Below are 23548 nucleotides of genomic sequence, written 5' to 3' on the forward strand. Positions count from 1 at the left end.
TCCTCCAATCAAAAAGACTGCTCCCCTCCGAGGATCTCCTCAGCTGAGAGCAGTTCATAATCATCCAGTCTCCTGGTATCAATGGTTACATCTTCATGGGACAGCGGTGCTTTCGCATAATCATATGGAGGCGCACCGCCATCCTCGGTATATTTCACATTCACATGCTTATGCAAATCGTATTTCTCATCCAAAATGGGATGCTCCCCACGCACCAGCAGCACCGCTTTCCGGTTATCCAAAAGTCGCACTTCATCCGGGGTAAGAAGTTCTCTTCCAGACTGTTGGAAATTCACAGAATAACTTCCGCTTCTCCCCTTGGTCTGCCCGTAGGTATTGGTATCCAACGTTTCTTTTCCCAGTAGTTCTGAGACATATTTATGCCCCTCTTTTTCATTCCCGCCCAGGTATAAAAATTCATCGCAATTCCCTATGAGACTTTCCCAGCTGTCCTTAAACAAGGCTTTCATCTGGGCGATGTTCTGAATGATGATACTGCAGGAAATTGCGCGCGACCGCATGGTTGCCAGCAGCTTATCGAAGTCATCGGGCAATGCCACGTTGGGCCACTCATCCATGATGCAGTGTACCGGAATGGGCAGTTTCCCATGGTATTTCCGGTCTGCCACATAGTAAAGGGTCTGGAACAGGTTACTGTAGATCATGCCCACCAGATAGTTGAGACTGGTATCTGCATCCGGAATACAGCAAAACAGCGCCACCTTTTTCTCCCCGATGCTGTAAAGATCCAGTTCATCGGTACAGGTCAGATTGGCGATCTGTTTTAAATTGAACGCAGCCAGACGGACGCCTACGGAGATCAGGATCGACTTTGCGGTCTTTCCTGCCGCCTGCTTGTAAATCGCATACTGCTTGACTGCAATGCTTTCCGGATTTCGCATCTCCAAACGTTCAAACAGGATATCCAGCGGAGACTGGTATTCCTCATCGTCCTCTTTTACCTGGGCAGAACCTAACATTTCCATGATCATGGAGAAGTTCTGTTCCTCCGGCGGTGCTTCATGCAGAAGATACAGCATGAGCGCCTGCAGCAAGGCAGTCTCACTTTTCTCCCAAAACGGATCCGAACTCTGCGCTCCTTTCGGCGTGGTGTTTCGGATCAGGTTGTTGATGAGTTTTAGCACATCCTTGTCATCCCGCACATAAGCAAAGGGATTGTAACAAAAAGAGTTTTCCGGATTGATGAGGTCAAACACCCGCACTTCATATCCTTCCCGCTCCAGTAGTCCTCCGGTTTTCCGCAGAAGCTCTCCTTTGGGATCGGTAATCACCATGGAACAGTTACACTGCATAATGTTGACTACAGCATATGCCCGGCTTTTTCCTGCACCGGAACCGCCCACCACCAAAACATTTAAGTTTCGTTTGTGCTTATAGCAGTCCAATCCCATGCGGAAGTTCTGGGTTAAAATGAGATTCTGGGTGTACCGCTTGTCCCGGTAACGCTTGCAGATGGAAGCTGCATCACCCCATTTGGCAGAGCCATGCTCCACCCCTCTTCGATAGTTTCTCTTCTGGGAATAATAAATACCGATGCCTAACACATAGGCGATTGTGAATGTGAACATACACCGCAGCGTGTACGGTGTATAAGAAATAGAAAAAGGCTGATCCAGTTTTTCGGTCAGCACTTGTAAGATCTGTAACAGATTGGTATCCGGTTTTATGGCACAGGCAGTGATGGCGCCTGCCCACCAGACAACGGGCAGAAACAGCAGCCACACCCAAAGATCCGCACGTTTCCATGCTACCTCTGCGGGCTTCTCTCCTTCTTCGCTTTTTCACTCTTTGGCACTTCGTTTGCTGGTCCGTCTATCCTATGAAAAGAATCCTCTCCGGGGATCAGGGCAAGGCTTCGCCCATTCTCCCAATGCATGTGAATCTGCCCGGCATCATCGATAAATGCTACCGTTCCCTGTAATCCCGGCGACATCCCCGGCTCGTCCATAAAGTCCAGGCAGAGCCTTGTTCCTTTCGGATACCGCTTTCGTAATTGTTCCACTTGTTTTTGATCATATATCCTCATAGACATCCCTCCCTTCTGTTACCAGAAGAAGCGCCTGCTGGTGTTTGGTTTCATGACCTTTAAGATCACGCTGTCAATGCCATCACTGTACCTACCCATGGCCAGATACTTGTCCCGCAGCCGATTAAGGGCATTGCGAAGTTCCCGCTGTTCCTCTGTGGTGATGGGAAGCCTTTTCTCGGAAAGCTCATAGGCTCGGACTTTCTGCAGCATGGCTTCTGTCTCTGGGTGAACCGTTCCCCTTTGGCTCTGAGCTGCCAGCTCATCTTTGAGTGCCACCACAAACATATTTTTCATGATGTTATCCGTTTTTAAATAGTAATCTGCCATCCGCATTCCCTCCTGTCTTTGTTACACCCAACATACCACAAGAATCTCCCAATAGCTATCCCAACGGCGGAACTTTTTTTAAGAACCTATCGCTCCGGCTGTTTCTCTTTTTTCTCCTTCTTCGGTGTCTGCTTTGGCGGTTCCTCAAAGGAAAACGCATCCTTGGAAAAGGTCTGCTCCTGTTCCCCGAAATTTCGTTCCATATGGTTGCGGATGGTATAGGCTGCCTGACGCACATCATTCAAAAACCCCCTTAATTCCTGAGGATCTTTCTGTCCGTTTGCCTGCATCTCTGCCACTTTTCCAAACTGGAAACCGGAAACCTCTGCCCCATACCGCTTGCCGATCACATACGCGGCACAGTATGCCTGGGCATTCACCTTCTTCCTTGCATAGTTCCCATCATGCTGATCCAGGGCGGCACAGGCCAGTTCCCGGTTCACTGCATGGAACGTTGTATTCTCATCCATTCCGTTGCGCACATAGACGGTACGCTGTTTCGGGATATACTGTGCCTGAATGCCCTCCGGCAGATTGTCTGCAATCTGCATCCGCACTGGCTGATCCTTTAAGACTGCATGGATCAGTTCTTCCATGGAACGCTGTGGACGTTCCTCCAGCGGTTTCCCAGACATCTGGCTGATGTCAAATCCTTTACCGATGGCATAGCCTGTCCGCATCTCCCCATCTTTTTCATATTCCGTACTGACCATATAGGTGTAGCCATGCACCCCGGATTTCGGAGAACGGTGTTCTTTTTTCCAGTAATCATAGGATTTTACCACCGTTGCCTCTGGATTCTGTCCGTAGATCAACAGAAGATTAGGTGTTTTCTGCGTATTGCACTGCGCCATAAAATCTAAAAATCCCTTTAAAGAATCCCCGTTTTGGAACACCGCCTGGGCCTGGGCATCTACCTCTGCCCACACCTCTTCCCTCTGCTGTTTTTTCATGGCTGCATATTCTTCTTTTGATAACTGCTGTTGTGGAGTTTTTTCTTCCCCTGCCCCACCAGGGATCATGTTCGTTAAATCCATAGCCTTACCTGCCTTTCACTTTCTTCTGTTTCTTTCTCTGCTGATTTCTCGGTTTTCTCCGGCTCTGCTGTTTCTTCTGCCGCTGTTTCTGTTCCGTTTCAATCTTTTTTAATTCCTGCCGGACAGATGGTTTCTCCCCTTTCCAGCTAGTTTCCTGCCCGGAAAAAGAACCGCTGCTGTGCGAGGAAGGTCCGGACAGATTCCCTGCCTTCTCCGCCTGGGTAAAATTTCCCTCCGAAGGAGAGACTTCCCCTACATCAAACAGATGCTCTTCTTCATCCAGTTCAAACTCAATGGTCCCTTCCGGCAGCACCACCTTTTCGGTCTTCACCGGAAGTTCTTCCTTTGCTTCGGTTTTCTCGGTAAACTCTGCATCAATCACACGCTCTGCTTCCTGGACTGGCGCTTGTTCCACAACCGCTTCCCCGGCTTCGGATTTTACAAAGTCCAGATTCATCTTGTCCAGCACCCGGTTCACCTTTGCCGCATCATCGGCAAACACCATGATCTCGGAAAACTGGGGATTCTTCTTATCCCGGATGACCACATACAAAAGCCCCCTGGATTTGGCTTCCCCTGCAAACTCCCGCAGCCTGTCATGGGGAATGGTGAAAAATTTCATTGCCCGCTGTTCCTTTAACATCCGAAGCAGGTTGGTCTTTCCCCTGGTCTTTTTCTGGTCCTTCATTACTGCAACGATCAGCACCGCCAGATTCTTTGCAATGCTCCCGCTGATCCGTAACGTGTGTTCCATGCCTTCCATGGAATACCGGACGATCTGATCTGCCGCATCACCGCCATAGTTCATACGCTCTCACCTCCTTACCGCTTCCGTTCTTCTTCCCTTCGTTGTTTCCCGGACGATTCCTGTACCTGCTCCTGTTCTTTTGCCCGTTTTAACCTCTCTTCCATCTCTTTCGACTGGATTTCGATCTGCTGGCTTAAACGGATCTTCTTCCGAAGTTCTTTTAATTCCCCGTTGATCTCCTGAATCCGCATACTTCCCGGCTCTTTTCGGTATAGCGTTCTTCGCTCCTTCATCAAGGAAAGTACCTGTTCCTCCAAAGGTTTCCGGTATGCTGCCAGCTCTTCCCTGGTGGTGATCCCTTCTTTTTGCAAAAACTCCATCTGCCGGATGCGCAGATCCAGTTTTCGGATATCGGAACGGACCGCATAAGAAATCCGTTTCGGCTTCTGCTGAAGCACTCCCATCCGATACAGATAAGAAAAATACAGCTTTTGAAGTCCGGTAAGTTTCCTCTTTGGAGACTGCACCTGTGTGTTTCCATACACCTGTTGGATCTTTGGACGCAGGATCTTCTCCCGGATTTCTGCCTCCCCATAGCCCTTTCCCAAGGAACGCAGACGGACATACCTCTCCATATCCGGTGTCTTTAATGCCGGATACTTCCGGTTCAGCTTCCAGGTATAGCCCCGCTTCTCCATTTCTTTTACAAACTGACTCCAGGAAAAGCTCACGCCAATGGCATCCCGGATATCCATGCGGATGGCAGTCCTCCAGGTAGGTTTCCCTTCTGCTTCTGCTTTCCACTGGGCATAGTGCATGGCTTTCCCCTGGTTCGTCTGGATCACGGAAAGGCCGTATTTCCTGCATAAGTCATCCGAAATCCGGCGCACTTCGGTAAAATAACTTTTGGCATTGCTATGGTATTTCTTCCCATCCACCATACTCACTGAATTCCATACCAGATGATTATGGTAATGACTGGTATTCAAATGGGTGGTGATTACCACTTCAAACTGCCCTTTCAATAACTGCTCTGCCAGCTCCTGTCCAATCAGATGTGCCAGTTCGGGGGATACTTCCCCTTTTGCAAAGCTCTGCACCAAATGATAACCCTGTACCCCGCCTTTCTTATGGAAGCGCTCTTTGGTCTTTACCATATCCGCATAGGCATTTTCACAGGTACACCCCATGGCATCCTCAAAAATGGTCTCTTCTGTTTTTTCCCGGTTTAATGCATAATCAATGGCTTCTTCCAAAGAGCCGGCGCTCTTGGTGGTCTTCGTCCGGTCCTTCACATAGTCGATGGAACGCTCCAGGCGGTGGACGGGGAGGACGCTGGTATATGCCATCTACCATTCCTCTTTCACCAGACGCCAGGTCTCTTTGGAAATCCGGAGCATTTCCTGTACGCTGGCTTCCCCTGCCATCCCTGTTCCATTGGCAACATGGGCAAGCTGGTTGGCATTGTTGCAAAGCCCCGCAATCTTTCGAAGAAGTTCTGCGTGATGCTCACAGGGCTTTGTCTGAAGCTGTGCGCCTAAGATCAGAGATCGTAAAAATTCCTCCCTGCTTAGTCCACTCTTTGCGACCTGCCCGTCCAAATGCCGAAGTTCTTTCGCATTCAGACGGACAGGAACTACATGGTTTCGTTTTCTCATTCAACCACCTACCTTTTCTTCTTTTCTGCTGTCTCTAAGGGATACACCTGAATCCCTCTGCGTTCCATCTGCCAAAGGAATTCCCCGATTTCCCAGACCTGCCCATTCACATCTACCTGCTTTTCATCCACAAAGCGGCAGATCCCAATCTCTTTCGTTCCGTCCTCTGCCATCATGCAAAGACTTTCCCCATCCAAAAGGGAGAACCTTTTTCTCCCTTCCATATCTCGGAACTGGATCTGTTTTGGTTCTCCCTGTTTCTGTCTGCGAACCCGTATCTGTTCCATCTGCTGATCCTCCTGCTTTCCGGCAACTACACAGCACATGATCCCAATGCCAAAGGCTGCGCCTGCCACTATCCCAAGAGCCATTCCTGCAAAAAACATTTCACTTCTCTCCTTTCTCGACTGCCGGGGGATTGGGGTTCTCCCCAAAGTGCGTTTGGATATCCAAACGCTATGCTTGCAAAACCAGTTCCATCGATTTCCATCGACTCCCCCATGCAGAATCGATTATGATTCCTTTTCTTTAATCTTGATCAATCCATCTAATGTGGTGCAAATGATATGCAATCGGTCTGCTGTACTGATATCGGTATTCATTGTTCCAGTAACCTCTTTTCCACAGACCACCACCATCCGGCACCGCTTTAAGATTAAGTGGGACATCCGGTTGTATGCCTGCGAATCTTCGGCTTCCCCTTCATCCAAAAAAGGAAGAAATCCAAACCTCGGACAAATGGGCACATATCCCAACTCATAAATCTTCCGGCAATATCGTTGCACCTTCACTCTGCTCTCTTCTGCAGAACAACACACATAGGCCATCGCCTGTTCCATCGCCTCACTCCTTTCCTGCATCCACGTGGATGCACTTTTCTTCTTCAGAAATAAATTTGGACATCCATGTGGATGCCCTCGTTACTCTTCCTTTTCTTCTTCGTTTTCTTTTGCTTCCAGTGCAAACTTCACACGGTCACTGCCCAGCTTATAATAAGCATCGGTCACTTCAATGCCTACTGCCTCATAACCTTCCTCCACCGCCGCAAGGATGGTTGTCCCGGCTCCGGAGAAAGGGTCTAAAATTCTACCACCCGGCTCACAAATCTGAATTACATCCTTCATAAGCTGCAGAGGCTTTTCTGTTACATGGATACGATTCTGGGGATTTCCATAACGGAACACACCGGGAAGGCAGGACACCGGACGGCTGATCGGCATCGGGCCATTACTGCCCCACACAATATACTCAGCCTGCTGGCGAAAGCGCCCCTTCTGAGGTCGGGAGTTTCCCTTATCCCACACTGCAGTTCCTCTCCAGATCCAGCCTGCCCACTGAAGGGCATCGGTAATGGATGGATACTGTCTCCAGTCAATAAACAAGCAGATCGGTGCGCCTGTCTTGCAGGCTTTTCGCACATCATACAGCCATTCTGCCATCCAGTGAGTCCAGGAACGCTGGTCCTTATTATCCCCATCAAAATCCGGCAGGGCATTTTCCGCTTTCATACTGCTGTATTTCTGGTTGGTCGTGCGATTTCGCTCATTCTGTTTTGTTCCCCCGGACGCATAAGGCGGATCGGTGATGACTGCATCAAAGATTCCCGGCTGAAATGCTTTCACCAGTTTCAGCGTATCTCCATGTAAAATTGTCCAGTTTTTCCCTCCGGTATATTCCTCCGGGTATGTTCCTTCTTTCAATAAGTTCCCTAACTGCAGGGTATTTTCCATAGGCATCATCCTTTCTTATCAGCGCTCCGGCTGTTTTTTACTTTTTGTTGCTTTTCTTCCCACATCTCCTTTGATGTGACAAAAGATAACTTCATCGGCATTCTTCCTTCCCACATTTCTTTTGGGTCTTGGTGGCTTTCTGAAAATCTTTGCTCAGTTCTGTTTCTACATACTCACTGATGATATGAAGCGCCTGATAATAGTTCTCTGATTTTTGGACACGTGCAATCATTTCCTTCGCTGCTGGTTCCTGCCCATTTTCCTGAAGCAGTTTATTTGCCCTTGCCAGAATAGAGAACACATTTCCATCCTGTCCCACGAGCTGCATCTTCGGGCGTTTCGGAACATTTGCCTGATTTTCTTGTTTCTCCGACTTTTCTTTTGAGACTTCTGGTTTGGCCTGTTGAAATTCAAAATCCATTGGACGCCAAAAGTGTACACACAGTTCACCACCCTCTACCGGAATCTCCTGCTGTTCAAAGCCTTCTCCCCATCCATCACTATATTGTCCGGTAAGATATTCACACAGTTCCGATAATTCTTCCGTTTCCAGATACTCCTTTAGTTCTAAGATTGTACAGCCATATAACACTCCATCAGCTTCTTTCACGGATGGAACTGCGGATAACACTTTTTCTTTGATGGCAGCACTTCCATCAAAATAATCCATCAGATTATCTGTCTTATCATCCTCATGTCCGACACGGCTATATTCCGCAATCTTCTCTTGAATTTCAGAAACATACGGTATCAAATCTGCTCCATCAAAGAGTACCTGTTCTTCTTCTAATTCATGATATTTCTCTCCTTCCCAATCTTCTTCCATCTCATTTGGAAGAAATGTTCCTGTCAGTGGTGTCAATAATTCAATTTTTAAAGTATCTTCCATTTGTCTCACCTCCCTCGTTCCCTTCGCTGTTTCTGCTGTTTTTCCCATGCCTGTTTTGCCAGATCTCCATAATCGGCTCCTTCTATCTGAGGTAAGTTACAGACCACGGTATAATTTTTCCCATACTGCTCCTTTAACTGCTCGCATGCCCATCGCCCGGCAAAATCATTATCGGTGCAGATTTCAATCTCTGTCACCTCTGAATGCTCTTTTAGGAAATGTTCCAATGCCTCCGGGCGTTTCGTCTTCTTCGTTGCTTGTTCCGCACCTTCTTTTGGTGCTGCAATCCCGCCCAGAGACAGGCGGTACTTATCGGTCCGTCCATCTTCCAGTGTCATGTGAGCAAGGGCGTCAATGCAAGCTTCATATACTGCCACCCGGCAGCTTTTCCCTAAAGGTGGAACACAAAAACTATATTGTTTTTCACTGCTTTCCTGTTCCATCCGAAAGCTCTTTCCCCGATTATCATTGATTCCTCGCAGGAAAGCATACTTTGCATGTTCCTGTTCATCCAGTCCAACAAAAACAGCGTTATGATATGGGGCGCTCTCATACAGGATTCCAAGCTGCACACAGTAATCCAGAACATCATCCCGAATTCCCCTTTGGTTCAAATATCTCCGCACCCGGTAAAAGCTGTCATTGGGCAGGGGCAGGGAAAAGAGCTTCTTCCTGGGCGCTGGTTCTGCTCTGGGAACATACACAGGCGTCTGCTCACACAGGATTTTTACGGCTTCCGTATATCCCATGCCATCTACCTGCATCAAAAACCGAAGGGCAGACATTCCACCGATATCCCTGGATTTCCAATGCCATTTACTTGTGATCTCATTGATCTTAAAACTGTCATGGTCCTGAAGCTGCCATTCGTTTCTTGTCCTTGTTTTCTTCAATCTCCCCGGCTGGTATGTCTGCAGATACTCATAAGCTCTCACCTGCTTGGCTGCCTGATATTCTTCTTCGGTAACCCAAGCCATCAGATTACCGCATTGCGAAGAGCCTCGACCTTATCGGTGCGCTCCCACGGAAACTCTTTTCTTCCGAAATGCCCGAAAGCTGCTGTCTGTCGGAAAATCGGACGGGTAAGGCGCAGGCTATCCACAATCTGCTTCGGAGTCAGCCCAAACACCAGCGGGATTGCCAGCTCCAGACAGTCATCGGCACACACCTTCCCCGTACCAAACGTATCCACCTGCACCATCACCGGCTGGGCAACCCCAATGGCATAGGCCAAAGACACCTGACATCTGCTGGCAAGTCTCGCAGCGACAATGTTCTTGGCAATGTATCTGGCCATATACGCTGCCGAACGGTCTACTTTTGAACAGTCTTTCCCAGAAAATGCTCCGCCGCCATGGGGAACCATGCTGCCATAACTATCTACCATTAGCTTCCTTCCGGTCAGTCCTGTATCCGCATCCATGCCTCCGCAGACAAAACGACCTGATGGATTGATAAAAATTTTTGTATCTTCATCTGGCGGAAGGAGACGAAGTGCCGGAAGAAGCACCTTTTTTCGGATCTCTGCTTCCAGTTTCTTCAGATTCTTGTCCTCTGTATGCTGACAGGACACTACCACACTGCCCAGTCGAACAGGCTTTCCGTTTTCATACTCTACGGTCACCTGAGCTTTTCCATCGGGCAGAATTCCCTGAATATAAGAGCTTTGTCTGCAAGCAGATAATTCCCGGACAATCCGATTGGCCAGCACTACGGGCATGGGCATGAGCTGCTTCGTTTCATCACAGGCATATCCGATCATCACACCCTGATCCCCTGCCCCTTGGAACCAGTCCATTTGATTGTCAGACACTCCTTCCCTTTGTTCTTTTGAAGTATCGACTGCCCCTGCGATATCGGGACTCTGCTGATGGACAAAGGTATCCATTGCAATCCCCTCACTGGAATACCCAATATCAGACAGTACCTTTCGCACGACTGCAAACACATCCGGTTCATAGGCACTGGTAATCTCTCCCGCCACAATAATATTTCCTTTTGTAGCAAGCACTTCGCAGGCTACTCTGGAATTTTCATCATTCTTCAGACACACATCCAAAATTGCATCTGCAATCTGGTCGCACAATTTGTCCGGATGTCCTTCTGTTACTGCTTCTGCTGTATAAAATTTTCTCATATGAATTTCCTCTCTTTCATGCAAAAAAGGCAGGATACCTTCCTTTTCACGGGAACATATCCTGCCAGCTTTCTTATTACTTTCATTTTTTTATTATCATAAATCTTTCCAAAGAAAAACTCCCCAGATAAACTGGGGAGCCTCCAGAAGCTATACCTTACGGTCCTACGGCTTCGTTTAAACATTTATAAAGTACCCACTGTATCTTGATTGCTCAAGCGTGGGACTTAATCATAGTATCTCTGTTCTTCTTTATTATATGCAACTACCTTCTCTTTGTCAACAAATTTTTAGCAGTCACATTTTACAGGTTGTATGCTCTTTTGAATTTTCCTTTTACAAGATTAAAATCTTCCGGTGTTAAAGTACCAATACATCCTCGATTTGCATCCAGCCTTGCCTTACTAACTGCACGTATCTCCTCACACTGGATCATACTGTCTTTATCCAAAAATTCATAAGTATGCATAGACGCTGGTATGGTTCTTCCCGGAATCACTTGCTTTTCTTCATCTTCTGTATCAGAATATAACAAAAACCATGAATCCTGAATCGGCAAACATCTTGCGTTTACTTTTCCTTTTGCATCGGTAATACAAACAACTACCACTTTTTCAGAATTATTGATTTTATTATTGGACATCACCAGTACCGGACGCATTTTATTTTTCTCCGTTCCTATGTTATATCCCAAATCACAAAACCATATTTGTCCATGTAAAACCTGTCTATGTTTATTCGTATTAAATTTTGATACCCGATTGTAATTTACTTTATCTTTTGTCCAACTGGCAATATTATAATATTCCTGTGCTTCCTGATTCATTCGCATCACCTACTCATATATGATAAAATTCATTATAATTCACCCAATGTGTATCTTCAACTACTTTTTAGGCTTTTCAATAAGTCTTACACCACCCAAAACCATTTCTTATCTGTCCTATAATAACGAAAAGACCCCCGTAGGAGTCTCTCCGGACTACAGGCTTCACAAGTTTCTGTAGTGCGATCACTAGGCATAGTGTAACCGCTTCTGACACACTTGTCAAGAACAAAAGACCTTGTATTTCACATTCTACGCATCTGGTTTTTGCTATCCTATAAAACTACGTTTTACTTCTGATAAAAATTCTTTCTCTGTTATGCCAGCAACCTGGGAACACAATTCCACAGATACCCCATATTGCTTATAAAATCCTAATGCAGTTACACTTTTTGCAAAGTCTGTTGCTTGTTCTATCGTTTGCTTTGTATCGTACAATACTTCTTTGGGTATCTCAATAACAACCTGCATCTTCTTCCCCCTTTCACATTTATTTTGTTTCATGCTGCTGTCGAAATTCTGCAAAGACTTCCGATGCCTCCCATACTCTTCCGTTTTCCATATCCTTATATCCTGCATCCAGCTTCTGATGAATCTCTTCCACAGTCATGAAATCGGCATTGATAGCACCGTTCATTTTCTGCTTTTCGTCTGAACCCATGCACTTTGTTTGTTCTTTCTGATCCATGGAACACCTCCCTGTCTTTATGAAATGATTGTAACGCTTTTTTAGACAATTGAACAGAGTTTTTCTATTTTTAAATACTTCTTGAAAACACTCTTCCGATAGATAGAAGATGCATCCAGATAGCTGCAAAAGTCCCAGTCTTCGAACACTTTCTGACACTACATCACGCCACATTTCGTTGTGCATCCTACATCCTCGAACACTTTTTTGTATAATAGTACTGTCTTTTTCATGCAACCTTGTCTCACATTCTGCACTTTTCGGGTGCTTTCAAACACTTCCCGGCAACTTCAGTTCCAGAAAGCCACCAAAGGGCTGGAAAAGCACCCACTTTTGAACACCCTTCCAACACTACAAGACTACACAAGCCGCCACAACTTGTTGCACGTTCCTTAACTTTGAACACTTTTTGTTCCGTAGCATCACTTTCCGACTTCCATCCCGTCTCACATTCTGCACTTTTGGGGTGGTTTTGAACACTTCCCGCAGGAGATTGCTCCAGATCACCGCAGGATATATCCAGAGAGTAGAAGAAAGTACCTATCTTTGAACACTTTCCCCATTTAAGTCCCTACTTTTACTGCTACAAGGATATTCCGGGCTTCCTTCCACTCATAAGAACAGGTTACCAGCGTCAGCGTTTTCTCACAACCTGCACCATCTACCCCTGTTTCAAACAGCGCCAGCGCTTTCGCCTGCACTACATAAGCCTCCGCACCCTGCGGACTGTGAAAAGATGCCTGCTGAAAGTCAAACATGGACACATCGGCTTTCAAGACTGCCGCTATCTGGTATTCTTCCATGCCTTCCTGTGTCTGAAAAAACACCTTGGGATGTGCTTTCCAGTAATCATAGGAAACGTACTGATCCAGATTCCCGAACATTGCACCGCTGTTCATGTTGTGACCGTAGATGGTCAGATTCCCGGATTCTCCCAGAATACAGTCTGCCTGGAGGAATAAACTTCCATTGATGTCGTAGTTTCCCCGGTAATCTCTCCGCAGATAATACTCTGGATCTTCCACATTGCTCTGCAGTACCGGATAATCGATGCCACTCTCCGGGATCGTAAGCCAGCCCCGAACATTCGGATACTTACTCTGGAGGGATCGAAGGTCAATGGCAGACACTTCCGGTTCTCTTCCAGCCTGTTCTGGTTTCTGTCCCGGAGAGCCCCCGCCCGGAGGAATATCCTCCGGGAAGCAGGTTTTTAACTCCTCCACCAGTTCCCGATTCTGCCGGGGAACGGCCACATAATCATAATAAAGCAGCGCCGCACTGAGCATACAGACAGCACACAATACTGCCTGCAGCATCCACAGCTTATTCTTCTTTTTTCGTTTCATCTGCTTTTTCTGCTTTTCCATGTTTCTTCTTATAAATCATGGTTGCCATGAGTCCGGCCGCTGATACTCCTAAAAGTACAAACAGCAGGATTGGTTTCCATTGGTCATCGCCTGTCTGCGGTACACCCGGTGTTTCCGGTGTTCTTGCATCCTTCATCTCCACGTTCTGAATCTCCATGGTATCTTCCAGTGTAAATTTCACATCCTCTGCGATCTCATAACCTTCCGGTGCGGTGATCTCACGCAGAGTCAGCTCTTCCCCTACTGGAAGTTTCTCTACCAGATGAGGTTTCCCGTCCGTTACCCACTCTTCCAGAATCTCACCCTCTTTATTTAAGATCTGCAGCTTGGCTCCTTTCAGTTCTTCGCCTGTTGTAATATCCGTCTTGGAGATTTCCACTTTGGAATAGGCATCCTTCATCTCCACCTTGGTCACACTGCCATCTTCCTTTACTTCAAACTCGATATCTTCCGCAGATACATACCCCTCTGCATAAGGCGGCAATTCTTCATGGAGCGTATAAGTTCCCTCTGGCAGTCCATATACCACGTGCGGTTCTTTCGTACTGATCCACTCTTCTACAATGTTGCCCTCTTTATCGATGATCTGCAGCTTGGCTCCTTCCAGTTCTTCCCCGGTTGTAGCATCGGTTTTCGTAAACTGACTCTCAGTCGGCTGGTTTTTCACCTCTTTTGTCAGCTTGATTTCTGCAAGGTTCTGGTCTGTGTAAGAGGCATCGATCTCCCAGATTTCTTCATTTGGAAGATAACCCGGTTTTCTCACTTCCTCTTTCACATAATATTTCCCATGGTAGAGGTCGCTGTCAAAAGTAAGCTGTCCGTTCTCATCGGTTGCTTTTTTCTCCAGTAGCATATCCTTTTCTACAAGAACCTCACCCTGCTGGGACAGAACATCTTCTTTTGCGTACAATCCAAAAATAACGCCTTCCAGCTTCTCTTCTGTGACTGCATCTTTTTTCTCTACAGAAATGGAAATTTTCTGTCTTTCATTTTTATAGGCAACGCCTTCATAAACGACAGCCTGAGTATCATCCTTTGCAGTCAGGGTAAATTCCTTCTGTTCCGGGTTTAATACAAAGTGATCCCCTGCCACGGTTTCTTTCAGATAATAAGAACCCAATGGAAGATTGTTCACCACTGCTTTTCCTTCTGTATCTGTCACAAGGGTTGCTACCAGATCATCTTTTTCATAGCGGATGACCGGATTGCCCTGTTCATCTTTTGCTCCATCTGGAGAATAAATGGTGTCCTTAGCATACAGCTCAAAGGTTGCCCCTTCCACGCCGGATTCTTCATATACAAAGTCATGGAACACCCCTGTATCGGTATCCTCTCCGATCACTGCATCTTTGATTTTTCCTGCCAGTCTCTTGGCTTTTGCAAGCAGGGAATCTCCCTTCACCTCTACTGGCTGTTCCCCGGTTTTCGTTAGTGTCAGGCTTCCCACCTGTTCATCGTTTGGCTGCTCTACTTCCACAATGACTGCTCCGGTATCCGGATCGATCTGATGGGCAGTATCCGAGGAAACGGTGATCACAATTCCTTCTTTGGAATTCTCTTTGTAAGTTCCTTTTCCAGTCACTTCCAATGGAGAAATCACAGTTTCCCCTTCATACAAGGACATTTCATACCCCTGTCTTACAAATCCTTCCGGTGCTTTCACTTCTTCAATCCGATAGGTAGAACATTTCAGTTCTTCCGGTGTTACCAGATAGCCTTCCTCATTCGTCTTGAAAACACTGATGGTCTCTTTCTTCGGATAATATACCGTCTGCTCTACATATTCCCCTTTTTCCATATCAAAGATTTTATAAGATGCACCTGCTTTTAATACCGGATTTCCCGTCTGGGCATCTTTTTTTACAATCTTCAATAAAAATTCAAACGGGCGGTCATCAAAGATTCTCCATACCATAGGTTCTCTGCTGTCCTCGTCCACCCGTACCAGGAACGGATCCACTGCTTTTAAGTTTTCCGGCACCGTACTTTCTTCTACGACATAAAGACCGTACGGAAGCTCCGGGCTGATGGCATACCCCTTTTTATCGGTGATGAGTTCCGGCACTGGAACTGCCTTTCCATCCACATATGTCACTGCTACCTCTTCTTTGCTGAAATCATATCCTCGGAAATCCTCTGCAGTAAACTGGTTTCCATTGGATGGTTTTAATTCCCCACTCTTTACTTTGGAAAGGTTGCTTACCAGATACACTTTAAAGCCTGCCCCTTCCACAAGATCAGTCTCCGTCTGGTCTCCATCCTCACTAATTTTAATAAGCTGGAATGCCTGTTTCTTTACCTGCTCCTGCACAGTCAGGTCTCTTGTGACCTCTGCTACTTCCTGTCCTTCATAAGTGAGGTTCACCTCATACTCCGTAGTATCCACGGTATAACCTTCCGGTGGTGTGATTTCTTTGACATACATCTTTCCCAGATTCAGTTCGGAAAAGTCCAAAGTACCATCTTCCTTAATCACACCCTGAGCAATGAGACTGTCTTTTTTGAACAACACGCCTGTTTTTCCGTCTGGATGTACAATATCCTCTCTGGCATACAAACCATACACGGCTCCTGCAAGGGCACTGTCTCCCTGTGGAAGAAAGGCTTGTGTCTCCTTATCAATCTTTTTAATATGGACAGCCCCTTTTACTCTGTCATCCTCTGCTGTGATAAGAACAGTTTTCCCTTCTTTTACATCCACCTTATGGATTACATCGCTCTGCACATACTTGTCCGGGGCTTTGATTTCCTTCACATACACGGTTTTGATAGCGGATTCGAAGTAATCACTGACGGCCTTTCCATCTTCTCCGGTAACTGGCATTTCCATCAGCAGATGTTCACACTTACTGTCTGTATAAATGCCATACACCGCACCATCCAGTGGATTCTTAGTATCTGCATCTTGTTTGAGAAGTTCAATTCTTGTCATCTCCAGCCAGTCGACTGTAAAGCTGACCGGATTTGCCTTTTCCGATTCAAACACTCCGATATCCTGATTATTGTTTCCGGTAGATAACACCAAAGTTCTCCAAGTCTCTCCGACAGAACCGTGCAGTTCCCCGGAGGAATAGGTTCCGGTATAAAGCATCGGTGCAGTCAGATAAAAGGTATCCCCACCATAAATCTGCAAACTTCCATTCTCTACTGAAGTTCCCTTAGTCTTGTTATAAACTGTAATGTCTTTTGGAACACTCACGGATATATAGTTTCTATGGTCTCCGGACAGTGTGATATCCGGTGTTTTCTGTACATTTCCATCACGGACTGCTTTTACCGATGTCTCGGAAAGAGAAATCTCCCCTTTCGGCGGCTCCTCCATAGCAAACAAATAATCAATGTATGCAATCACTCCGGCATTTACAAGGTCATTATAATCACAACCTGTAAATCCGGCTTCCCCTGCATAGGCATAACTGGCTGCGATATGGGTATACACATACTTCTCTTCCTTTGTCTTTCCGGAAAGATAGTTTTCCGTGATATCTCCTGCACCGCCATAGCCATAATACAATACTTTCTGCAGATTCTTATTGCTATCCAATACCTGTGCCACATAATCCCCACTTGGCGGTGACGCACGATGGGATTCCAAACAATAAGCAATCTTTCCATTTACGGTAAACCAACAGGTCAGATAATTTCCAATATAACTTGGATAGTAGATGGTCTCTCCTTTTTCCAGATGTACGGTTTCCCTTGCAGTAAAGGTATTGTCTGCGCCGGAAAGCATCATCACTTCCCCTTCCTCAATTTTTTCTTCCAATTCTCTCGCTTCTGCCTGTGCATCTGCATCCCCTCCGGATACGGTCACTTCCACATCCGGAAACTCCTGCACAGGCGTCTCCGAATCTTCTTCGGATTTCGTATCCTCTTTCTGTTTCTGCCCACCGTTTTCTTCTGCATGGGCCTGCCCTTCCGTATCGGTCAGAATAATCTTACGGGTAATAGAGTAGCTGTCACGCTCATCTTTTGGCACAACCCAATACGTTGCGATATACGTGCCTGCCTGGTCTGGATGATACGCACTGCCATCCTCTGCTTCGATACGTTCCAAAGTCACATCCTCTTTTTCTGGATCATACTGAATCCCTTCCATGCAGGTCTCTGCCATAAATTCCTTGTCGGAAACATCTTTGGTGATATTCTCTGCAGTCACTGTCTGCTCAGAAATTTCCGACACCGGATGCTCCGATTCTGTCTTACTTTCTTTTTCTGTCACAGCATTCTGTGAAATTTCACTTTCTGCCGCATGGACATCCGCCAAATTTCCAAGCGGACTAAGGCCCATGAGCAATGCGAGCCCGAAGGCTGCAAGTCTTGTTTTGATATTTCTGCTCTTCATTGCATTCTCCTTTTTCGTCAAAAATACCGCAGAGGCTTTCCCCTGCGGCTTTGTTATCTGCTTACTTCTGTTTTCTTTTGACTGGTTTTTTGTCTGCCCACTTCCTGTCTTGTACGTTTTAACGCATCGGTCACAGAGCGGCTGGAAATCCCATTTTGATGGCAGCCTTCCACAATCCCCATAAAATAGAGGTCTGAAGGAATCGCTGGTTGATCCTTATACGGAGCATTCATGGTATATGCCATGACTTCCCTTTTCATGCCATCCTTGCCCTGAACAAGAACAGGCTCCTTCCCATAAAGATGGGGATAACCTTCATAAAAGTCCAGGCTCTTTTCACACTCCGGTGTAATCTTCCAAAGTACACCTTCCACCCGGCTTCCCTCTTCCGGCAGAATGGTGGCAACACCGCTTCCCTTACCCCTGCCACAAAAGGTCAGGCGATACCCTTCCAAATAGACAGGCTCTACTACAGAAGCTGCCGGACAGCGGTATGCCATCTGGTCTAAGTTCATGTTACTGCCATAAGCAAAATAATACGTTTCTTTCATCTCTACCTCCTATCGGGCATCCTCTGCCCGATGATTTCTGTTCAAACATTCATACTGGCTCCGGTCATATCTCCACGCCCGATTCCCTTCCAGATTGGTAAGCAGATGTTCCCGGACATTTTTATATTCCGGTCCAATGAGCCCCAGCCGCAATAAAAAGGTACGGAAGGTAAATGCCGGATTTTCTGTAATCTCTGTTTTCCGCATCTGGGTGCATTTCTGATTGATGGCCTGGGCGGAAATGGCAAGCGCCAGGGTGATATTTGCCCGCACCTTTCCTGCATGGAGGGTGCTTTCAAAACACCGCCATTCCAGCGTTCCCTTCGAAAATACTGCATGCAGGTTTAAGGCATAATATCGGGTACTGTCATAATGATCATGACTTCCATCCCTGCCTCCGTACCATATCTGTTTCAGCTTTTCCATGGAAATGGTGCTGTTTGGCATCCTGCGGATTTTTTCCAACACAATAGGGCGTACTTTCTGACAATAGTTGCTTTCTCTGGAAGTCTGCACTTTCAATGCCTTAAACAGAATATCCTCTTTCGAATACATAATCGTCATGGCATTTTTCAGGCTCCTCGCCGTATGATTTGAGGCATCCACGTGAACGTGCTGCCCACAGGATTCATTCACTCTTGCCCGGTGATGTCTGAGACACCTGACTACTTCCTGTAGTTTTCCCATCTCAGAATACTCAAGTTTCGGGCTTACCATCTCCGTACTATATTCACTTCCGGCATGAACCATCTGGCCACGCTCCCTGCGTTGTGTATAGATACTGCCATCATACATAAACTTCCATTTTTTCCCTTCCCGGTCCATCACAGACCATGTTTTATAGTATCCACCTTCATAAACTGCGCGTGTTCCAAACAATTCTGCCACTGCTTCTGCAGCCCTCTGTCTTGTAATACCTGTCATCTCAATCTCTGTACCAAAGTACTGGTCCTGAATCCCGATTGCCATCCTGTATTACCCCTTTTCCAAACGTATTTCTTCATCTGCCTTACGAAGAAGTTTACCAATGGCCTCGATTACGTTGACCGTTACTCCATTCCCAGCCTGCTTATAAAGCTGGCTATCCGAAGTGTCCTGTTCCATGAGATCAATCTGCCAATCATAAAACCCCTGCAGTCTCAGACATTCCCTTGGCACCAGTTTCCGGATTCTTCCCCGATAAGCAACTCCATGGCGGTCTGTGGCAGTAATGGTGAACATCGGCTCTTCCGGTTCCTTCATCCTCCGACCATTCTGCCTTGTTGCCTCTCTTCCCGGAGTCAGCACTGCTCTGGCACCTTCCTCTTTTAAGACACCGGAACATTCGCCTTGATGATTATGGATGCCGGACTGTCTGGTATTCAGACATCTGCAATGCTCTGTCACCAGAGGCGGCGGAGACAGGTCCACAAAATGAAGTGTCCCCTGCTGGATTCCGGTGGTCAGGGTATGGGCAATCTGATGCCCCACACGCCCTCTCCGGGTGTTCAGTCCTGCATATCCTAAGTCAATGCTGTCTCCTGGATACGCCATCTTATAACCCTGCTTAGTATTCTCTTTGATAGGAACACCAACCTCATATAATCCGGTTTTTCCACCTACGCCTCCCGCTCCGGAAGTCAGGGTACAGCTTAACCCTTCTGCATGGTAGACTCTTTCTCCCTGTCTGCCCGTCTGGACTTGAACAAGAGGCGTTCCATTTGCTGTTGGGAAAGGTAATATTTTTCCGGCACATCTTCGATCAAGATATCCGACAAGATACACCCGCTTTCTGGATTGGGGGACTCCAAAATCCTTGCTGTTAAGCACTTTCCATTCCACACCGTACCCCAGCTCAGATAGCATACTGAGGATGGTGTGAAACGTCCTGCCTTTGTCATGCGAAAGCAGTCCGGGAACATTTTCAAGGATGAAATACGCAGGTCGCTTGTCTGCAACCAGTCTGGCAATCTCGAAGAACAGAGTTCCTCTGGCATCTGCAAATCCTTCCCGCTTTCCGGCGATAGAGAATGCCTGGCAAGGAAATCCTGCACATAAAAGATCAAAGTCTGGCATTCGGTCTGTTTCGATTGTTCTTGCGTCATTACAAAACCACTCCCCTTCTGTGTCGAACAGCAATCGGTAGTTCTTATCCGCATAAGCATCCACCTCACAGTGCCCTACACAAGTAAAACCGCCTGCACGTCTTAACCCTTCCCGGAATCCCCCAATTCCACTGAATAAATCAAAAAATCGAATGGTTGCGGCTATCAACCTCCTTTGCTGACAAAGACAGGCGGCATGGTTTCTTTCCCACACCGCCTGTCGGTTTTTAGGTTCTATGTATTTGGCATTATGCAATCTCTTCGGTTTCTTCCTCGGATTCTGACAGTTCATCTTCCTCATCTGCATCTTCGGGAAGTTCTGGATCTAGTTCTTCCTCTTCCAGTTCTGCGAATTCTTCGAAGCTCTCATCGTCTGGTTCTTCCTCCGCAGCTTCCATCCCTTCGATTCCCTCTTCGGCAATCTCTTCTTCACTGGTCTCTTCTGCAGGTCCTTCTGCTTCTTCCAGTCTGTCTGCTTCTGGGGTTTCTTCCGGCTGTTCCAGTTCTTTCCATTTGGCTTCTACCTCTTCCACCGCTTTTTCGATGATGCGGATGAGAAAATCTTTCTGTTTGATGCCTTCTTTTGCGACTGCCCATTTGACTCTCTGGAATAAATCCTCTGTGACCTGTACTGCTAATGTTCTTTTTTCCATGCTCTCTTCTCCTTTGCCTTCCAGTCTGTTAAAATGTTCTTCAATCACCTGCTGGATGAATATCTGTGTACTCGTGTCCTTCTCTTCGATCTCGGCTCGTACTTTCTCATGTAATTCCACCGGGATCTTTCCGCATATGTTCTTCATTTCTGCCATCTGCGTTTCTCCTTTCGTTTTGTTATACACAACATACTCCAAAATTTGAAAGAAAGCTATTCACAATACCCACTAAAGAATCCATGTCAAATGCATGCAAAACCCAAGCAGATCCAACAATGCCATACTTTCTTTGTCCATAGGCCTCACCCCCTTTACTCCTGCTCCATCTGAAATAAAAAATCCAGCATCTGACCGGGAATTTCTTCCTTTTCCCGTGCTGGTATTCGTTCCATATCGCCACTTTTTAGTTCTTCCCGAACAGTCTCCTGAATCAGTTTCCGCAAGGTTTCCCGCTCTTCTTTTTCTAAAATCACATCCACCAGATACTGGTTCCTCTGTCCTGCCGGAACATCCATCAGAATTCGCCACGCTTTTTCATGCTCCGGATTTTTAAGGTTTGGGCGGAAGGAAAAAACCGGGCGGCTCACAGCGTCCTCATCTGCCCCACAATCCGTTCATATCCGGCTGCGTTGGCATGGACGTCTGTTAGGTAAATCGGTCGGCACAAGCGGTCCTGTTCGCTGACACGGTGCTGAAAAATAGCAGCACCGCCTCCCATGAAAACGGAAGGAACTGCCCGCAGATCAAAGCCTGCCTCGGTAATCGCAGACAGTATTTTTTCAACATAAATCCTGCCCTGTTTCTCAATCAAAGACACCACTTCCGCAGGCATGCTGCCGGGCTTTCCCTGTAAGATGCGCTCAACCTGTGTCTCTGTTACAGACAACCCGGTGTTTCTGCGCACCTGTTCCAGAATCTCATCCATGCAGCGAATGACACCCAGTTCCAGACTTCTGCAGGTAGATGCATTGGGAACAGCGTTATCAAGACGCATCAAGTCCACTGTCCATCCTCCGATATCCACAAGAAGCACAGAAGGCTCATCTTTTAAGCATTCCGGATACAGTGCCAGGGCAGAATATCCCTGGGGAAACAGTTTCACATCCTCAATCTGGATTTCATAATGTTCCCCTTCGTAGAAAAAGCGGACGGGCTGTTCTTTCCGAAACAGATATTCCTTGAATTTCTGTTTTTCCCTTCCAAACCCAGCAAGAGGAAGCCCGGCTGCAAGAATAACCTTGGCAGTTCTCTCTCCTTTTCGCTTCCGAATCTCCTGTGCCAGTGCAGCCAGCGTCAAAAGATAATAATTGTCATTGGCAGTCTTGTCCTTTACTAAGGTCTGCCGCCCAGTCCCACACACATAATAAGCGCCTCCGTATTGGAGAACATTCTGCATGGTATAAGGTTCATAGGTGTACCGCATCAGTCCTGTCGGGAAACACACCTGCTTTGTTTTAATAGCATAATATCCGTGGTCGATTCCAATAATCATCGCCTACCACTCCCTTCTTTGTCATTCTGTAAAACACTTCCGGAGAAAGAGTCCTTGCGTCCGGCGGAGCGCTCCGGCAGCTGTTCTTTTCTTTCCAGCCTGTTAAACTTCCTACTCCCGGTCCCGGAAAAATGCCTGGGCTGGAAGATAATGTAGTGTTCCCTCTAAAACAAGCGCCTGCCTTTGAAAGCGCAGGACTCCCTTGTTCTGCAGGTTAATCAGTTCTTGGTATGCTTCCTTGGTCAAAAAATAACGATGATACTCTCCCTTTTCTCCAAACTGCTCCTTTTGCTCCAGCAGCAAAAACTCCACCATATACCGGGTGTCTGGTGCGAACCGTTTCTCACACAGCATGTCATCACCCTGAACTGCCTTCACACCCTCCGATTCCCTGGCTACTGCCAGTAATTCATGAATACTGATGCTCACGTTTCCTATCACCTCCCTTCGAAGCCTTTCCTGATTTTCTGCGAAAAAAAGACAGGCACCTACACGATGTCTGTCTCCGTGGGATCTACCATCCCTTTTTCCTGATACTGTTGTTTGATGATCTGTTCCAGCTGTTTCCGCATTTCCTGATCCGCTACCTGAGTACAAAACTCCTGAAGCCATTTATCATGTAAATGCTCATCTGCTTCTGTCGGATCCCAGGACACAATGCTGCAGGTTTCATCATACAGCAATTCCAACTGCCGAAACTGTTCACTGAACTGTCCTGCATATTCATTCCAGATTTCTAAGTTATACAGCTTCAATCCTAGAAAATCAGAAACATACGTCAGCCTGTCCAAATCTGAAAACGTCATTTTTTCCTTTCCCAGCAAGATTGCCCTGTCACGCTTTCCGCATAAAAACAGGAAAGCAAACCGCTCCATATCTCTTTGGTGCATACCCATCACCCTTCTTGTAAATAATTCCTTATTACGAAACATTATAAAAAGTGAAACCAGTAAAATCAATATAAAG

Annotated in this window: 26 protein-coding genes; all 26 read right to left on the bottom strand. The window is 46.7% G+C overall.

Annotation, left to right across the window (positions count from 1 at the left end; all coding sequences use genetic code 11):
* Positions 1 to 8: 8 nt before the first annotated feature.
* A complete protein-coding gene (locus tag DW650_RS03175; RefSeq protein WP_118199046.1) occupies positions 9 to 1745 on the bottom strand; it encodes a VirD4-like conjugal transfer protein, CD1115 family in 1737 nt (578 codons plus the stop codon).
* Between the two features lie 23 nt (positions 1746 to 1768).
* On the bottom strand, positions 1769 to 2047 hold the full coding sequence (locus DW650_RS03180) for a DUF4314 domain-containing protein (protein ID WP_117510731.1): 279 nt from the start codon (positions 2045 to 2047) through the stop codon (positions 1769 to 1771).
* 18 nt (positions 2048 to 2065) lie between these two features.
* A complete protein-coding gene (locus DW650_RS03185) occupies positions 2066 to 2377 on the bottom strand; it encodes a hypothetical protein (protein WP_117510733.1) in 312 nt (103 codons plus the stop codon).
* 86 nt (positions 2378 to 2463) lie between these two features.
* Positions 2464 to 3414: an ArdC-like ssDNA-binding domain-containing protein gene (locus DW650_RS03190; protein WP_117510735.1), complete on the bottom strand. Its 951-nt coding sequence runs from the start codon at positions 3412 to 3414 to the stop codon at positions 2464 to 2466.
* 4 nt (positions 3415 to 3418) lie between these two features.
* The gene (locus DW650_RS03195) at positions 3419 to 4222 is read right to left on the bottom strand and encodes a PcfB family protein (RefSeq protein WP_117510737.1); all 804 of its coding nucleotides are present in this window, start codon (positions 4220 to 4222) and stop codon (positions 3419 to 3421) included.
* A gap of 14 nt (positions 4223 to 4236) precedes the next feature.
* Positions 4237 to 5511, bottom strand: coding sequence for a relaxase/mobilization nuclease domain-containing protein (locus tag DW650_RS03200; protein WP_117510739.1), 1275 nt, complete (start codon positions 5509 to 5511; stop codon positions 4237 to 4239).
* Entirely contained in the window at positions 5512 to 5820 is a 309-nt protein-coding gene (locus DW650_RS03205) for a plasmid mobilization protein (RefSeq protein ID WP_009243227.1), read from the bottom strand.
* Between the two features lie 8 nt (positions 5821 to 5828).
* On the bottom strand, positions 5829 to 6206 hold the full coding sequence (locus tag DW650_RS03210) for a DUF3789 domain-containing protein (protein ID WP_117510741.1): 378 nt from the start codon (positions 6204 to 6206) through the stop codon (positions 5829 to 5831).
* Positions 6207 to 6332: 126 nt separating this feature from the next.
* Positions 6333 to 6659, bottom strand: a complete 327-nt coding sequence (locus DW650_RS03215; protein WP_117510743.1) for a DUF7768 domain-containing protein — start codon at positions 6657 to 6659, stop codon at positions 6333 to 6335.
* Positions 6660 to 6740: 81 nt separating this feature from the next.
* Entirely contained in the window at positions 6741 to 7550 is an 810-nt protein-coding gene (locus DW650_RS03220) for a DNA-methyltransferase (protein ID WP_330410156.1), read from the bottom strand.
* A gap of 91 nt (positions 7551 to 7641) precedes the next feature.
* A complete protein-coding gene (locus tag DW650_RS03225; protein WP_117510747.1) occupies positions 7642 to 8439 on the bottom strand; it encodes a hypothetical protein in 798 nt (265 codons plus the stop codon).
* 5 nt (positions 8440 to 8444) lie between these two features.
* Positions 8445 to 9416, bottom strand: coding sequence for a DUF3991 and TOPRIM domain-containing protein (locus tag DW650_RS03230; protein ID WP_117510749.1), 972 nt, complete (start codon positions 9414 to 9416; stop codon positions 8445 to 8447).
* Positions 9416 to 10576 carry a methionine adenosyltransferase gene (gene metK / locus DW650_RS03235; protein ID WP_117510751.1) on the bottom strand — a complete coding sequence of 387 codons (1161 nt, stop codon included), beginning with the start codon at positions 10574 to 10576 and terminating at the stop codon, positions 9416 to 9418. Before metK ends, DW650_RS03230 begins: the two co-directional genes overlap by 1 nt.
* Positions 10577 to 10880: 304 nt before the next feature.
* The gene (locus tag DW650_RS03240; RefSeq protein ID WP_004840611.1) at positions 10881 to 11402 is read right to left on the bottom strand and encodes a type II toxin-antitoxin system PemK/MazF family toxin; all 522 of its coding nucleotides are present in this window, start codon (positions 11400 to 11402) and stop codon (positions 10881 to 10883) included.
* A 270-nt stretch (positions 11403 to 11672) separates the two neighbouring features.
* Entirely contained in the window at positions 11673 to 11873 is a 201-nt protein-coding gene (locus tag DW650_RS03245) for a UPF0175 family protein (RefSeq protein WP_009245978.1), read from the bottom strand.
* A 19-nt stretch (positions 11874 to 11892) separates the two neighbouring features.
* Positions 11893 to 12090 (bottom strand): hypothetical protein, encoded by a 198-nt coding sequence (locus tag DW650_RS19915; protein WP_117510753.1) that lies wholly within the window; start codon positions 12088 to 12090, stop codon positions 11893 to 11895.
* 563 nt (positions 12091 to 12653) lie between these two features.
* Complete coding sequence (locus DW650_RS03255) at positions 12654 to 13436, bottom strand: class B sortase (protein ID WP_182397030.1); 783 nt, start codon at positions 13434 to 13436, stop codon at positions 12654 to 12656.
* Positions 13414 to 17802, bottom strand: a complete 4389-nt coding sequence (locus DW650_RS03260) for a SpaA isopeptide-forming pilin-related protein (protein ID WP_117510755.1) — start codon at positions 17800 to 17802, stop codon at positions 13414 to 13416. The genes DW650_RS03255 and DW650_RS03260 overlap by 23 nt, the downstream gene beginning before the upstream one ends.
* Before the next feature lie 53 nt (positions 17803 to 17855).
* Positions 17856 to 18353 carry a gamma-glutamylcyclotransferase family protein gene (locus tag DW650_RS03265; protein WP_117510757.1) on the bottom strand — a complete coding sequence of 166 codons (498 nt, stop codon included), beginning with the start codon at positions 18351 to 18353 and terminating at the stop codon, positions 17856 to 17858.
* Positions 18354 to 18362: 9 nt separating this feature from the next.
* Entirely contained in the window at positions 18363 to 19322 is a 960-nt protein-coding gene (locus tag DW650_RS03270; protein WP_117510759.1) for an amidoligase family protein, read from the bottom strand.
* A 6-nt stretch (positions 19323 to 19328) separates the two neighbouring features.
* On the bottom strand, positions 19329 to 20606 hold the full coding sequence (gene dcm, locus DW650_RS03275) for a DNA (cytosine-5-)-methyltransferase (RefSeq protein WP_117510815.1): 1278 nt from the start codon (positions 20604 to 20606) through the stop codon (positions 19329 to 19331).
* Positions 20607 to 20685: 79 nt separating this feature from the next.
* Entirely contained in the window at positions 20686 to 21246 is a 561-nt protein-coding gene (locus DW650_RS03280) for a hypothetical protein (protein WP_117510761.1), read from the bottom strand.
* Between the two features lie 155 nt (positions 21247 to 21401).
* Entirely contained in the window at positions 21402 to 21677 is a 276-nt protein-coding gene (locus tag DW650_RS03285; protein WP_117510763.1) for a hypothetical protein, read from the bottom strand.
* Positions 21674 to 22582 carry a ParM/StbA family protein gene (locus DW650_RS03290; protein WP_117510765.1) on the bottom strand — a complete coding sequence of 303 codons (909 nt, stop codon included), beginning with the start codon at positions 22580 to 22582 and terminating at the stop codon, positions 21674 to 21676. The genes DW650_RS03285 and DW650_RS03290 overlap by 4 nt, the downstream gene beginning before the upstream one ends.
* Positions 22583 to 22693: 111 nt before the next feature.
* Positions 22694 to 23011, bottom strand: a complete 318-nt coding sequence (locus DW650_RS03295; RefSeq protein ID WP_117510767.1) for a DUF5720 family protein — start codon at positions 23009 to 23011, stop codon at positions 22694 to 22696.
* A gap of 59 nt (positions 23012 to 23070) precedes the next feature.
* Entirely contained in the window at positions 23071 to 23472 is a 402-nt protein-coding gene (locus tag DW650_RS03300) for a hypothetical protein (RefSeq protein WP_117510769.1), read from the bottom strand.
* Between the last annotated feature and the right edge of the window lie 76 nt (positions 23473 to 23548).

The organism is Roseburia sp. AM23-20 (assembly GCF_003470905.1).
GTDB classification, from domain to species: Bacteria; Bacillota; Clostridia; order Lachnospirales; family Lachnospiraceae; genus Roseburia; species Roseburia rectibacter.